General features: G+C 73.2%; 12 protein-coding genes. 6 read left to right on the top strand and 6 right to left on the bottom strand.

Annotated elements, in window-relative coordinates:
• Positions 1-126: 126 nt before the first annotated feature.
• The gene (locus ACRAKF_RS22500; RefSeq protein ID WP_447039106.1) at positions 127-996 is read right to left on the bottom strand and encodes a VOC family protein; all 870 of its coding nucleotides are present in this window, start codon (positions 994-996) and stop codon (positions 127-129) included.
• A gap of 156 nt (positions 997-1,152) precedes the next feature.
• Here ACRAKF_RS22500 and ACRAKF_RS22495 point away from each other — a divergent pair, with 156 nt between their 5' ends.
• Positions 1,153-1,800 (top strand): TetR family transcriptional regulator, encoded by a 648-nt coding sequence (locus ACRAKF_RS22495; RefSeq protein ID WP_447039105.1) that lies wholly within the window; start codon positions 1,153-1,155, stop codon positions 1,798-1,800.
• A gap of 166 nt (positions 1,801-1,966) precedes the next feature.
• On the opposite strand, the gene ACRAKF_RS22490 is transcribed toward ACRAKF_RS22495, so the two are convergent.
• Together ACRAKF_RS22490 and ACRAKF_RS22485 are read right to left on the bottom strand one after the other, a co-directional pair.
• Entirely contained in the window at positions 1,967-2,446 is a 480-nt protein-coding gene (locus ACRAKF_RS22490) for a nitroreductase family deazaflavin-dependent oxidoreductase (RefSeq protein WP_447039103.1), read from the bottom strand.
• Positions 2,446-3,705 (bottom strand): acyl-CoA dehydrogenase family protein, encoded by a 1,260-nt coding sequence (locus ACRAKF_RS22485; protein WP_447039102.1) that lies wholly within the window; start codon positions 3,703-3,705, stop codon positions 2,446-2,448. The genes ACRAKF_RS22490 and ACRAKF_RS22485 overlap by 1 nt, the downstream gene beginning before the upstream one ends.
• A gap of 275 nt (positions 3,706-3,980) precedes the next feature.
• Between ACRAKF_RS22485 and ACRAKF_RS22480 the strand changes: the two genes are divergently transcribed.
• Together ACRAKF_RS22480 and ACRAKF_RS22475 are read left to right on the top strand one after the other, a co-directional pair.
• Positions 3,981-5,162, top strand: a complete 1,182-nt coding sequence (locus ACRAKF_RS22480; RefSeq protein WP_447042111.1) for a thiolase C-terminal domain-containing protein — start codon at positions 3,981-3,983, stop codon at positions 5,160-5,162.
• A 157-nt stretch (positions 5,163-5,319) separates the two neighbouring features.
• Positions 5,320-6,009: a pyridoxine/pyridoxamine 5'-phosphate oxidase gene (locus ACRAKF_RS22475; RefSeq protein ID WP_447039101.1), complete on the top strand. Its 690-nt coding sequence runs from the start codon at positions 5,320-5,322 to the stop codon at positions 6,007-6,009.
• Between the two features lie 83 nt (positions 6,010-6,092).
• On the opposite strand, the gene ACRAKF_RS22470 is transcribed toward ACRAKF_RS22475, so the two are convergent.
• From ACRAKF_RS22470 to ACRAKF_RS22460, 3 genes are all read right to left on the bottom strand, one after another.
• Entirely contained in the window at positions 6,093-6,971 is an 879-nt protein-coding gene (locus ACRAKF_RS22470; protein ID WP_447039100.1) for a GNAT family N-acetyltransferase, read from the bottom strand.
• A 191-nt stretch (positions 6,972-7,162) separates the two neighbouring features.
• Positions 7,163-7,594, bottom strand: a complete 432-nt coding sequence (locus tag ACRAKF_RS22465) for a Zn-ribbon domain-containing OB-fold protein (protein WP_447039099.1) — start codon at positions 7,592-7,594, stop codon at positions 7,163-7,165.
• Positions 7,594-8,043, bottom strand: a complete 450-nt coding sequence (locus ACRAKF_RS22460) for a DoxX family protein (RefSeq protein WP_447039098.1) — start codon at positions 8,041-8,043, stop codon at positions 7,594-7,596. Before ACRAKF_RS22460 ends, ACRAKF_RS22465 begins: the two co-directional genes overlap by 1 nt.
• A gap of 216 nt (positions 8,044-8,259) precedes the next feature.
• Here ACRAKF_RS22460 and ACRAKF_RS22455 point away from each other — a divergent pair, with 216 nt between their 5' ends.
• From ACRAKF_RS22455 to ACRAKF_RS22445, 3 genes are all read left to right on the top strand, one after another.
• The gene (locus ACRAKF_RS22455) at positions 8,260-9,618 is read left to right on the top strand and encodes a flavin-containing monooxygenase (RefSeq protein WP_447039097.1); all 1,359 of its coding nucleotides are present in this window, start codon (positions 8,260-8,262) and stop codon (positions 9,616-9,618) included.
• A gap of 212 nt (positions 9,619-9,830) precedes the next feature.
• Complete coding sequence (locus ACRAKF_RS22450) at positions 9,831-12,065, top strand: acetate--CoA ligase family protein (RefSeq protein ID WP_447039095.1); 2,235 nt, start codon at positions 9,831-9,833, stop codon at positions 12,063-12,065.
• Between the two features lie 439 nt (positions 12,066-12,504).
• A complete protein-coding gene (locus ACRAKF_RS22445) occupies positions 12,505-13,224 on the top strand; it encodes an enoyl-CoA hydratase/isomerase family protein (RefSeq protein WP_447042110.1) in 720 nt (239 codons plus the stop codon).
• Positions 13,225-13,285 lie beyond the last annotated feature (61 nt).

Here is a 13,285-nt window from a genome sequence, read left to right as displayed (position 1 = left end):
GCTCCGGCGGCACGCACCCTGATTCTTCCTGTCCGGGGCGGCCGTGGCGAACCCGGGGCGTGATCGGGGTGTCTCGGGGTGTCTCGGGACAAAACCGTGCCGCGCGCGGCCCCTGCGGGGGCCGGTTCAGTCCTGGAGGACCGCGAAGACCGCCCCTTGGTTGTCCCTGATCACCGCCATGCGACCGTACGGGATGTCGGTGGGCGGCATGAGCGCGCGACCGCCGAGCCGGGTGGCGGTCGCGGTCGTGGCGTCGGCATCGGTGACGTTGAAGTAGACGAGGAAGTGCGGAGGCATCTCGGGGGTGCTGTATCCGTCGGCGGACCGCGCGCCGGCGGCGTCGGCGTCGGCGTCAGGGTCGGGGAAGAGCTGGCGCCCGCCGACGGCCGTGTCGGGGCCGGGCTCGGAACCGGCCGGTGACCAGGTGCGGAAGGCGACCCCCGGCAGGTCGAGGTCGTGGCCCTCGTAGCCGAGGACGCCCTCGTAGAAGGGGTCGGTCCTGTCCTTGTCGCGGGAGTACACCTCGGTCCAGCAGAACGACCCGGGCGCCTGTGTCAGGCCGAAGCCGCGGTGCGTGCCGGCCTGCCAGATCCCGAAGACGGCGCCCTCGGGGCCGGCGGCGAGCCCCATCGTCCCGAAGGGCCCCACGGTCATGACCTCGCTGACCATGGAGCCGCCCGCCGCCTTGATCCGCCCGGCGAGCGCGGCGGCGTCGGGGGTGGCGAGGTAGACCGTCCATACGGTGGGCATGCGGCCGTCGGCCTTGGGCGCGAGGGCGGCGACGGCCCGCCCGTCCCGGTACGCCAGGGTGTAGTGGCCGTACTCCGCCCCCGCCCCCTCATCGAAGGTCCACCCGAAGAGCTCTCCGTAGAACCGCTTGCCGCCCTCGACGTCGGGGAGCATCGCATCGGCCCAGCAGGGCACGCCCTCCGTGTACCCGTCCCCTGTGTCCCGCTCCGCGTGTCCGTCCCCCGTGTTCCGCTCCGCGTAGTCCATGCCAGTCAAGCTAGCGGCGGTTCGGCCGGCTCGCAGCGCAGCGATTCGAACACCTGGTCAATTCTTACGGGCACACCTCGCGCGCCGCTCACGCGCCCCAACCCCATTTGCACTCGGCCGAATCGCGCTCCGATCACCCCTCGGTAAGCTGACGGCATGACAGGACAGGTACGGACCGTCGACGGCCGCGTGGCCGGTCGACGCGGTCAGGCGACGCGTCAGAAGCTGCTCGACTGCCTCAGCGAAATGCTCAGCTCCTCGCCCTACCGGGACGTCAAAGTCATCGACGTCGCCCGGAAGGCGGGGACTTCACCAGCGACTTTCTACCAGTACTTCCCGGACGTCGAGGGTGCCGTCCTGGAGGTCGCGGAGCAAATGGCCGCGGAGGGCGCCGAGTTGACCCAGCTCCTCGAAGGGCGGTCGTGGGTCGGCAAGGCGGGCTGGCAGACCTCTCAGGAGCTGGTCGACGGCTTCATGGAGTTCTGGCGCAAGAATGACGCGATCCTCCGCGTCGTCGACCTGGGCGCCGCCGAGGGCGACAAGCGCTTCTACAAGATCCGGATGAAGATCCTCAATTCGGTCAACAACTCCCTCACGGACACGGTCAAGGAGCTCCAGGCCAAGGGCAAGGTGGACAAGGACGTCAGCCCGGCCGCCATGGCGGGCTCCATCGTCGCGATGCTCGCCGCGGTCGCCTCGCACCAGCGCGGTTTCCAGACCTGGGGCGTCAAGCCGGCGGAGCTCAAGCCGAACCTCGCGATGCTGGTGCATCTGGGTGTGACGGGGAAGAAGCCCACGAAGTAACGCCGCGGCGGCGACTCCGCGGCAGTACCGCGCCGCCCCTTTCCTGTCTCACGGCGGCTTCCTGCCACTACGGTGGCTCCCTGTCATTCCGGCGGCGGATCACCCAGGTGATCCGCCGCCGTGGCGTGTCACCGGTCACCGTGTCACCCACGCGGCCGGCCGTGGCTCACCGGTCGCGCCGCTCCAGGCGGAACAGCCGTATCTCCCGGTCCACCCGCGCCTGGTACGCGGCGTACGGCGGCCAGAACGCGAGCGCCGCCTCCCAGACCGCCGCCCGCTCCTCCCCCGCCAGCAGCCGCGCCCGCACCGCGATGTCCGTACCGCGCCAGTTGATCTCCGCCTCCGGACGGGCGAGGAGATTCGCGGTCCACGCGGGGTGCCCGGGGCGCCCGAAGTTGGACCCGACGAGAACCCAGCCGCCTGACGCCTCGTCGGGCATGCAGGCCAGCGGCGTACGCCTCGGAAGCCCGCTTCTCGCGCCGCGCGCGGTCAGGATGGCACCGGGCAGCATCTGGGCGCTGAGCAGCACTTTTCCGCGGGTGAGGCGGTGCACGGCGCGGTCCAGCGCGGGGATGACGTGCGGCGCGACCTTCGCGAAGGCCCGGGTGGACGAGACCTTCTGGACCAGGCGGACTCCTGGCGACATCAGCAGACCTCCTCCACCGCGACGGCATCCGTGACGGCTCCCGTGAAGAGCCCGGCCCGCTCGGCCGCCCGGGCCCGCAGGCGGTGGACGGGACCGAAGAGGAGCTCGTCCCCGGCGGCCCGCTTGAAGTAGAGGTGCGCGTCGTGCTCCCAGGTGAAACCGATCCCCCCGTGCAGTTGCACCGCCTCGGCAGCGGCGGCCCGCAGCGCTTCGAGCCCCTGCGCGAGCGCGAGCCCCCCGGACCGCTCGGCCCCTTCCCCACCGGACCCCGCGGCTCGTTTACCGTCGGGCCCCGTGGCCTCGGCGCCGGCGGCCCACGCCGCGTAGTAGGCGGCCGAGCGCGCCGCCTGCACCTGTACGTACACGTCGGCGAGGCGGTGCTTGACCGCCTGGAAGGAGCCGATCGGCCGCCCGAACTGCTCGCGCCGACGCACATGCTCCAGGGTCCGCTCCAGGGCCCGGTCCGCGGCCCCCACGGCCTCGGCGGCGAGCACGGTGGCGGCCACCTCCCCGACGGCCGCGAGCGCCGCCGGCACATCGGAGGCGTCATCACCGCCGAGCAATTCCGCCTCTACGTCGCGGAGTTCGATTCTCGCCTGGGTGCGGGTCTCGTCGAGCGCCGTCTGCCGCGCCCGCGCCATGCCGCGCGCCCCCTCCCGTACGAGGAAGAGGAGGGTACGGGAACGGGCGAAGCCGCCGGTGTGCGCGGCCACGACCAGCAGCCCCGCGCTGTGCCCGTCGAGCACCTGCCCGGCCTGCCCGTACAGCCGCCAGGTCCCGGCGTCGAGCCTCGCCTGCACGCCGCCCGCGCGTCCGCCGCCCGCCCAGTCGCCGTCGTTGTCGCCGACGAGGCCGAGCGCGGTGGCGAGCCCGGCCCCCGGGACGGCCAGGGCCGCGGTCAGCCCGCCTTCCGCGATACGCGGCAGGATCCCGGCGCGCTGGTCCTCGGTGCCGAGCGCGAGGATCAGCGGGGCGGCGAGTACGGCGGTGGCGAGGAGCGGGGAGGGGGCGAGGGCGCGGCCCAGTTCCTCACAGCCGAGCGCGAGCTCCGCGGCCGTGCAGCCGACGCCCCCGTACGCCTCGGGGAGGGCGAGCCCCGGCAGGCCGAGCTGTTCGGCGAGGGCGGACCACAGGGCGGAGTCGTGGCCCGCCGGGGTGCGCGCCGCGGCCTTGACGTCGTCGGGCCCGCAGCGCTTGGTGACCAGTTCGCGAAGGGTGCGGCGGATCTCGTCCTGTTCCGCACTGAAGGCGGCGTCCATCGGCAGACTCCTCCCCCGGTCCCGTGGGCCGGGCCCGGATCTGACGGGGCGTCATGCTAGGCCGGGGGCGCCGATATGCACAGAGCGGTGACGTGAGGGCGGGGCGGGGGGCGGCTGGGCCTGCCCTGGCCGCAGGGGCCTGATGTACCGTCAGTTTTATGACGCCCATGTCATCGATGCCGTCCACGTCGTCCGCGTTGTCCACGTCATCCGTGTCGTCCGTGTCGCCCACGTCATCCGTGTCGTGCGTGTCGCCCACGTCGTCCACGTCGTCGCTGTCTCCTGTCACCCGCTCCGCGCCCCGCAGGGTCGCCGCGGTCGGGGTCGCGCTCTCGGACTGCGGCCGGGTCGACGAGGCCACGCCCTACGCCCTCCACGCCCAGGCCGCCCGCCGCGCGCTCGCCGACTCCGGCCTCGACCGCGGCGTGATCGACGGCATCGCCTCGGCGGGTCTCGGCACGCTGGCCCCCGTCGAGGTCGCCGAGTACCTGGGGCTCAGGCCCCGCTGGGTGGACTCCACCTCCGTCGGCGGTGCCACGTGGGAGGTCATGGCGGCGCACGCGACGGAGGCGATAGCGGCGGGGCGGGCCGACGCCGTGCTGCTCGTGTACGGGTCGACCGCGCGCGCGGACATCAAGGCGGGGCGGCGCACGTCGAACCTCTCCTACGGGGCGCGGGGTCCGCTCCAGTTCGAGGTCCCCTACGGGCACTCCCTGATCGCCAAGTACGCGATGGCGGCGCGCCGCCACATGCACGAGTACGGGACGACCCTCGAACAGCTCGCCTCGGTCGCCGTCCAGGCACGGGCCAACGCGGCGACCAACCCCGACGCGATGTACCGCGAGCCGGTCACGGTGGACGAGGTGCTCGCGGGCCCGATGATCGCGGACCCCTTCACCAAGCTGCACTGCTGCATACGTTCCGACGGCGGCTGCGCGGTCCTCCTCGCCGCCGAGGAGTACGTGGCCGACTGCGCCTCGCGGCCGGTGTGGGTCCTCGGCACGGGCGAGCACGTCTCGCACACGACGATGTCGGAGTGGGAGGATTTCACGGTCTCCCCGGCGGCGGTCAGCGGGCGTCTCGCCTTCGAGCGGGCGGGGGTGCGGCCCGCGGACATCGACCTCGCGGAGATCTACGACGCGTTCACCTATATGACCCTGGTGACGCTCGAAGACCTCGGTTTCTGCGGCAAGGGCGAGGGCGGCGCCTTCGTGGAGAAGGGGCGCCTACTGCGGGACGGCGAGCTCCCGACCAACACGGACGGCGGCGGCCTCTCGGCCCAGCATCCCGGTATGCGGGGCTTGTTTCTGCTGGTGGAGGCGGTACGGCAGCTCCGCGGCCAAGCGGGCGCCGGCCAGGTCCACCGCCCGGACGGCAGCCTCCCGGAACTGGCGGTGGCCTCCGGCACGGGCGGCTGGTTCTGCTCTTCGGGGACGGTGGTGTTGGGGCGGGGGTGAGCTTTGCCTTCGGCGGTCGGCGGGTCGGCGGTCGGCGGGTCGGCGGTCGGCGGGTCGGCGGTCGGTCCGGCGGTTGCAGCGGGGTGGGGTGGCGGTCGGCGGTCGGACCGGGCAGTCGCGGCCGTTGGCCGGCCGGCCGACGGGACACAATCGGGGTATGACGACTTCCGAGCAGGGCCGTGGCGGCCCCACCGCGTTTCAGGAGCTGTTGAGGGCCCAGCGGGTCTGGGACGTCGAGCTGCCCGGGTTCGATCCGGCCGGGGCTCCCGCCGCGCCGCTGCCCCTCTTCCACCAGTGGTTCGCGGAGGCGGTGGCCGCCGGACAGGCCGAGCCGCACACCATGGGCCTGGCGACGGTGGCCGAGGACGGCGGCCCCGATGTGCGGACCGTGATGCTGCACGACGCCGACGACCGCGGCTGGCACTTCGCCTCGCACGCGAGCAGCGCGAAGGGCCGCCAACTGGCCGCCCGCCCGGAGGCCGCCCTGCACTTCTACTGGCCCGCGCAGGGCCGGCAGATCCGGTTCAGGGGCCGCGTCACCACCGCCCCGCACACCGAGGGCCTCGCCGATCTGCACGCCCGGTCGACGGGCGCGCTCGCCGCGGCGCTCGTCGGCCACCAGAGCGAGGTGCTCGGCTCGTACGAGGAGTTGGAGCGCTCCTCGGACGCGGCCTGGGCCCGCGCCCAGGCGGAGCCCAACGCGGACTCGCCGACGTGGACGCTGTACGTCCTCGATCCCCTGGAGGCCGAGTTCTTCCAGGGCGACGCCCGGCGCAGGCACGTCCGGCTCCGGTACCGCAGGCCCGCGGAGGGCGGGGCCTGGAGACGGGACCTGCTCTGGCCCTGACGGACGGGGGCCACCCACCGCGTCGACCCCACTTCCGCGTCGGCCCCGCCACCGCGTCGACCCCGCTACCGCATCGGCCCCGCTCAGCGGCGCGCGAAGTCGGTCTGGGCGAAGTCGATCTGGGCGAAGTCCCGCACGGGCCGGTAGCCGAGCCGCTGGTAGAGGCCGTTGCTCGTGGGGTTGGCGAGGTCCGTGAAGAGCAGGACCTCCCCCGCGCCGGCGTCGAGTGCCGCACGGGTGACCGTGGCAGTGACGGCACCTCCGTAACCGCGGCGGCGCAGGTCGGCCGGGGCGTAGACGGGGGTGACACGAACCTGGCCCGCGATACGGCGGGTGACACCGGCCATGGCGACCGGGGTGCCGTCGGGGGCCTCCCAGAGGGTGACGCCGCCATAGGCGATACGGTCCTCCGCCCACTCCTCGGCGGCCATGGCGGTGCGCTCGCCGACGGCCTCGCCGAACGCTTCGTGCCAGCGCGCGAGCAGCGCACGGTCGGCGGCGGTGGCGACGCGCGGAGCCCCGGGCGGGGCGGGCTCGGGCGGGGTGAGCGTGCCGAGCCGGTACAGGCGCTGCCGCAGGCCGACGCTCACGCCGGTTCCGGTGTGCCGCTCCCAGGCCTGGGCGAACATCTCCGCCGTGGCGCGCTCGGCGGTGACTCCGGGCAGGTCGGGGCTGACCTCGGCGAGCCGCTCCGCGAGGGCGAGGGCGGCCTCGGGCGCCTCGGGGCCGAGATCGCTGAGCGGGCTGAGGAGTGGCCGGCGGGGCGGGGTGCGTACGAGGGCTCCCCGGACGGTTCCGTCGGCTCCGGCGTACGTACCGAAGAGGGGCGCCCCGTCCCCGTACACCGGGAGTCCGCGCACGCGGAGGGTGTCGGTGACGCTGAGCAGTGTGGTGTGGAGGGCGGGTGCGGAGCGCAGGAACTCATGGGCACGGGTGAGGAAGACGCCGAGATCGGATGTCAACTGCCAGCCGCCACCGCGGGTGCTCCCCGAGGCTGACGGGACCGATGGGTTCGACGGGTTCGGTGGGTTCGATGGGGCGGGTTCGGGGTTCGGGTCCATGTGCCAGGGTCCCCCGGTACGCGCACCGGCGCCTCGGAATTTCCCGCGCCCGGAGGACGAGCGCACCTTGAAACGGTCAAGCCGCCGCCAGGTCAAGCCGTCGCCGGTCGGAACACCGCGACCGTCACCGCCGTCCCCTCCGCCCGGCGGAACGCCACCTCCAGTGCCATCCCTATCCGCAGCGCGTCCTCCCCGCAGTCGATGACCTCCGTCATCATGCGCGGGCCCTCCGCCAGGTCGACGACCGCGGCGGTGTACGGGACGCGGGCGTCGAAGGGGGGCAGGTCGTTGCGGTGCACCACCGACCAGGTGTAGAGCGTGGCCCGGCCGCTCGCCCGCTCCCAGGTGACGTCCTCGCTCCAGCAGCGGGGGCAGAACTCGCGAGGGTAGTGGTGCGCCACGCCGCACGCCCCGCAGCGGCGGACCAGCAGCGTGCCCTCGGCGGCCGCGTCCCAGTAGGGACGGGTGAAGGCGTCCGGTTCCGGGAGGTCGAAGCGCGGGGTCGCCCGCGGGCCCCCGGCCATCAGAAGAGCCCGAGCGCGTGGTCGAGCGACCAGGTCTGCCAGAACATGGCGAAGAGGGCGACGAGCGAGATCAGCGCCATCATGCCGTTCTGTCCCTGCTCGGCCCAGTCGTCGATCATGAGGGCGAGATAGATGACGTTGAGGAGCAGGCCGCCGACCAGGGCTATCGGGGTCAGGAAGCCGACGATCAGGCCGAGCCCGAGGGCGAGTTCGGCGTAGACGACGACGTACGCCATCACCTTGGGGCGCGGCGCGACGACCGTGTCGAAGCCGCTGCGGACCGCCGCCCACCGGTGCTTCCCGGCCACGTCGGCCGCCCACGCGATCCCCGTACCCCGCTCGAACCAGGCCTTCTTGTCCTTGTGGCGCCAGCCCTCCAGCCACCACAGGCCGAGGCCCACGCGGAGCACGGCGAGCCATTCGGCGCCGGTGAGCCAGATCGAGTCCATGCGGGGCATCTCCTGCTTCGGCTGCGAACACCACTTTCTGACGGTACGTCAGTTCAGCGCAACCGTCCTCCGGAGCGCAAGAGTCGTGCGCCCCACGCCGCAAGGGGCGTGCGCCCCACGCGCAGGAAGCGAGGCACTGCGGGACCGTGATCGATTCACAGTCGGTTCCGGACTTGACCGATACCCATCAAGTAGACGCGCGGTTACTCTCCAGTCATGGCCGACCCGACATCCCCACCAGCCGCCCAACAGGACCGCCCGGTGTACGTCATCGGCGCCGGCCCAGGAGGCCTCGCCACAGCGGCGGCCCTTGGCGCCCGGGGCGTCCGCGTAGTCGTCCTGGAGAAGTCCGAGCGCGTCGGCGCGTCCTGGCGCGGCCACTACGACCGGCTGCGCCTGCACACCACGCGACGGCTCTCCTCGCTGCCCGGACTACCGATCCCGCGTTCGTTCGGACGGTGGGTCTCCCGCGACAACCTCGTCCGCTACCTGGAGAAGTACGCGGAACACCACCGCATCGACGTCGTCACCGGAGTCGAGGTCACCGGCCTCGACCGCACCGCCGACGGAACCGGCTGGCTGCTGCGCGCGACGGGCGGCCGGGAGCTGACCGGCAGCGCGGTGGTGGTGGCCACCGGCTACAACCACACGCCCCGCATCCCCGACTGGCCCGGCCGCGACACGTACTCCGGTGAACTCCTGCACGCCCGCGACTACCGCAACCCCGCCCCCTACACCGGCAAGGACGTCCTCGTCGTCGGCGTCGGCAACACCGGCGCCGAGATAGCCGTCGACCTCGCCGAGGGCGGCGCCGCCCGGGTCCGCCTCGCCGTACGCACCGCCCCGCACATCGTGCGCCGCTCCACCGCCGGGTGGCCCGCGCAGCTCACCGGCATCCTGTGCCGCAGGCTGCCGGTCATCCTCGTCGACCTGCTCGCCGTACCGATCGCCTGGATCAGCGTCCCCGGCCTGTCCCGGCACGGGCTCCCGCGGCCGCGCACCGGCCTGTACTCGCGGGTCGGGCAGGGCGCGATACCGGTGCAGGACGTCGGCCTGATCGACGCCGTGCGCAAGGGCCGGGTCGAGCCGGTCGCGGCCGTACGGTCCTTCGAGGACGGCAAGGTCGCCCTCGCGGACGGCAGCCTGATCTCCCCGGACGTCGTCATCGCAGCCACCGGCTACCGTCGCGCCCTCGAAGGCCTGGTCGGCGACCACGTCACCCTCGACGAGCGCGGCCGCCCTGCCACCCACGGCCGCCGCACCTCCCGGCAGGCACCGGGCCTCTACTTCACCGGCTTCACCAACCCCATCAGCGGCATGCTCCGCGAGCTCGCCATCGACGCGGAGAAGATCGCGAAGTCGATCACCAGGACACTCGCCATGCCGACCCCCACAGCAAGCACCACGGCAAGCACCACGGCGAACGCCACGGCGAACACCAAGGCGACCGCCAAGGCACAGGCCGACGCGAAGCCCGAGACCGCAGCCGCAGCCGCAGCCGCCGCGGACACGGCCGCCACCGCGGACACAGCCCCAGCCAGGGCCGAGCCCGCAACCGCGACCAAGGCCGAGTAGGCGAGCAGGCGAGCAGAAGGGCAGGCGAGCAGGCGGGGCCGATTCGCGACCTTGGCACCGCGCGGATTCTGCGGTTCCGTGGAGGAGGGGCATGCGCGGCCCGCCCCGCCCGCCCACAGGCTTTGCGTGCAGCACCATTCCTGACACAACGTCAGTTCAGTAATCTGACTGGGCGTCAGTTAAATGCTGTCACACAGGAGCGGGGCGGACCGATGCTTGGATCGACTCACGGCACCTTCACCACCGACCCCCGCCGCGCCCATGTCGTGGCCTGCGGCGAACTCCCCCGTCACGCCGTCCACGGCACGGCCGGCGCGGCCGCCACGGCCGACGACCTGGACGTCAGCGGTCGGCCACTGCACGCCGACGTGCCCGACCTGGACCGCTTCTTCCGCCCCGAGTCCGTCGCCGTCGTCGGCGCGTCGGACACCGAGGGGCGGCCCAACACCGGCATCACCCGGCAGCTCATCGCCTGGGCCGAACGCGTCGGCGCGCGCCTGCACCCCGTGCACCCCACCCGTGCCTCCGTCTTCGGCATCACCTGCTTCCCCTCCGTCGCCGACCTGCCCGAGCAGGTCGATCTGGCCGTCCTTCTGGTCGCCGATCCGCTGCCCGTCGTCGAGCAGCTCGCCGAGGAGAAGGTGCGGTTCGCCGTGGCCTTCGCCTCCGGGTTCGCCGAGACCGGTGAGGAGGGCGCCCTCGCCCAGGCCCGGCTCGCCGCCGCCGTCCAGCGCTCCGGCCTGCGGCTGCTCGGCCCGAACACCAACCTCAACGCCTTCGAGCACTTCCGCGAGGACCTCGAAGGCCCCGCCATCGCGCTCATCACCCAGTCCGGCCACCAGGGCCGCCCCGTCTTCGCCTTGCAGCAGCTCGGCATCCGCCTCTCGCACTGGGCGCCCACCGGCAACGAGGCCGACCTGGAGACCGCCGACTTCCTCTCCTACTTCGCCGAACAGCCCGAGGTCGGTGCCATCGCGGCGTACGTCGAGGGCCTCAAGGACGGCCGCGCCTTCCTGCTCGCCGCCGACCGGGCGGCCCGGCGCGGCGTGCCCGTGGTCGCCGTCAAGGTCGGCCGCACCGAGGCCGGCGCCCGCACGGCCGCCTCACACACCGGCAAACTGACCGGCGCCGATGCGGTGGTGGACGCGGCGATGCGGCAGTTCGGCGTGATCCGCGTCGACGGGCTCGACGAGCTCCAGGACACCGCGGCGCTGCTCGCCCGGGCCCGCCCGCCGCGGGCCGAGGGTGTCGTCGTCTATTCGATCTCGGGCGGCACGGGCGCGCACTTCTCCGATCTGGCGACGGAGGCGGGCCTGCCCCTGCCCGCGCTCGGCGAGGCCAAGCAGGCGGAGCTGCACCAGTGGATACCGGAGTACCTCGACGTCGCCAACCCCGTGGACAACGGCGGTCACCCCGTCGGCGACTGGCGCGGGCGGAAGATCATCGACGCGATCCTCGACGACCCGCAGGTGGGGGTGCTCATCTGCCCCATCACCGGGCCGTTCCCGCCGATGAGCGACCAGCTCGCGCAGGATCTCGTGGACGCGGCGGAGCGGACGGACAAGCTGGTCTGCGTGGTGTGGGGGTCGCCCGTGGGCACCGAGGACGCCTACCGCAAGACGCTGCTCGGCTCCTCGCGGGTCGCGACCTTCCGCACCTTCGCCAACTGCATCACGGCGGTGCGCGCCCATCTGGACCACCACCGCTTCACCGCCCACTACCGCTCCCCCTTCGACGAGGCGCCGCGCACGCCCTCCCCGTCCTTCCGCAAGGCGCGGGCGCTGATGCGGCCCGGCCAGCAGCTCAGCGAGCACGCGGCGAAGCAGTTGCTGCGCGCGTACGGGATTCGCGTACCTCGGGAGCAGTTGGTGACCAGCGCGGCGGCGGCCGTGCGCGCGGCCGGCCTTGTCGGCTATCCGGTGGTCATGAAGGCCTCCGGGGCGCAGCTCGCCCACAAGACCGAGCTGGGTCTGGTGAAGGTGGGGCTGACCTCCGCCAGCCAGATCCGCGACGCCTACCGGGAGCTGACGGACATCGCCCGCTACGAGGACGTCGACCTGGACGGCGTCCTCGTCTGCCAGATGGTGGAGCGGGGGGTCGAGATGGTCGTCGGCGTCACGCACGACGCGCTCTTCGGGCCGACGGTGACGGTCGGTCTCGGCGGGGTGCTCGTCGAGGTCCTGCGGGACACGGCCGTGCGGGTGCCGCCCTTCGGGGAGGACCAGGCGAAGGCGATGCTGTCGGAGCTGCGGGGGCGCGCCTTGCTCGACGGTGTCAGGGGCGGGCCGCCCGCCGACGTCGACGCGTTGGTCGAGGTCGTGCAGCGGATCCAGCGGATGGCGCTCGAACTGGGCGACGAGCTGTCCGAGCTGGACATCAACCCGCTGATGGTGCTGCCCCGGGGGATGGGAGCCGTGGCGCTCGACGCGCTCGCCGTCTGCCGGTGACCCACGCCACGCGAGTACCGAGCACACCCCGCCGAGCACGGCCACCGATACCGAGCACACCCCGCCGAGCACGGCCACCGAACGCACCCCGCCGAGCACGGCCGCTCGCCCAAGTGCGGAACGCACCCCGCCGAGCACGGCAGCACGCGCGAACGCCGAGCACGACCCGCCCAGCCCTGCCGCACGCCCAAATACCGAGCGCACCCCGCCGAGCACGGCCGCTCCCCGCCGCACCCCCTCCCGTACGAAACGGAGCCACCCCCGCATGACACCCTCCCCCGACACCCATGCCGACGCCCACGCCAACGCCAACGCCCACGCCCACGCCCATGCCCGACCCGGCACCGGACCCGTGTCCGGCGATCCGCCCGTTGACTCATTGATACGTCACGCCACTGACAACGGCGTCTCGTGGATCACGCTCAACCGGCCCGAGGCCATGAACGCCCTCACCTGGGACCAGCGCGAACGCGTCATCGCGCTGCTGGACGAGGCGTCCGGCGACCCCGGCGTACGGGCCGTGGTGATCACCGCGACCGGCAGGGGCTTCTGCGCGGGCGCCGACCTGCGGGGCGCGCCCGCGGCGGCCGAGCGGGTGCCGGGTGACGTGGCCCGCACCATCCGGCGGGGCGCCCAGCGGCTGATCTCGGCGATCCTCGACTGCGAGAAGCCGGTGGTCGCCGCGGTGAACGGCACCGCGGCCGGCCTCGGCGCCCACCTGGCGTTCGCGTGCGACCTGGTGCTGGCCGCCGAGGATGCGAGGTTCATCGAGGTGTTCGTCCGCCGTGGCCTCGTGCCGGACGGCGGCGGCGCGTATCTGCTGCCGCGTCTGGTGGGGCCGCAGCGGGCCAAGGAGCTGATGTTCTTCGGCGACTCCGTGTCCGCCGCGGAGGCCCACCGGATCGGCCTGGTCAACCGCGTCGTACCGGCCGACGAGCTGACGAAGACGGCCCGGGAGTGGGCGGAACGCCTGGCCGCGGGCCCGACGCGGGCCCTGGCCCTGACCAAGCAACTGGTCAACGCCTCCCTGGAGTCGGACCGGGCGACGGCCTTCGCGGCGGAGGCGGCCGCGCAGGAGATCAACATGACCACGGCGGACGCGAACGAGGGCGTGGCCGCGTTCGTGGAGCGCCGCGACCCCACGTACCGAGGCCGGTAGGGGCGAGGAGGGCACAAGGGCACTGAGGAGGGCACAAGGGCACTTACGTGCGAGACCGGCC

The organism is Streptomyces sp. DSM 118878 (genome assembly GCF_052936595.1).
The sequence above is the reverse complement of the archived record's forward strand: the minus strand, read 5'-3'. Positions and strand labels throughout refer to the sequence as shown.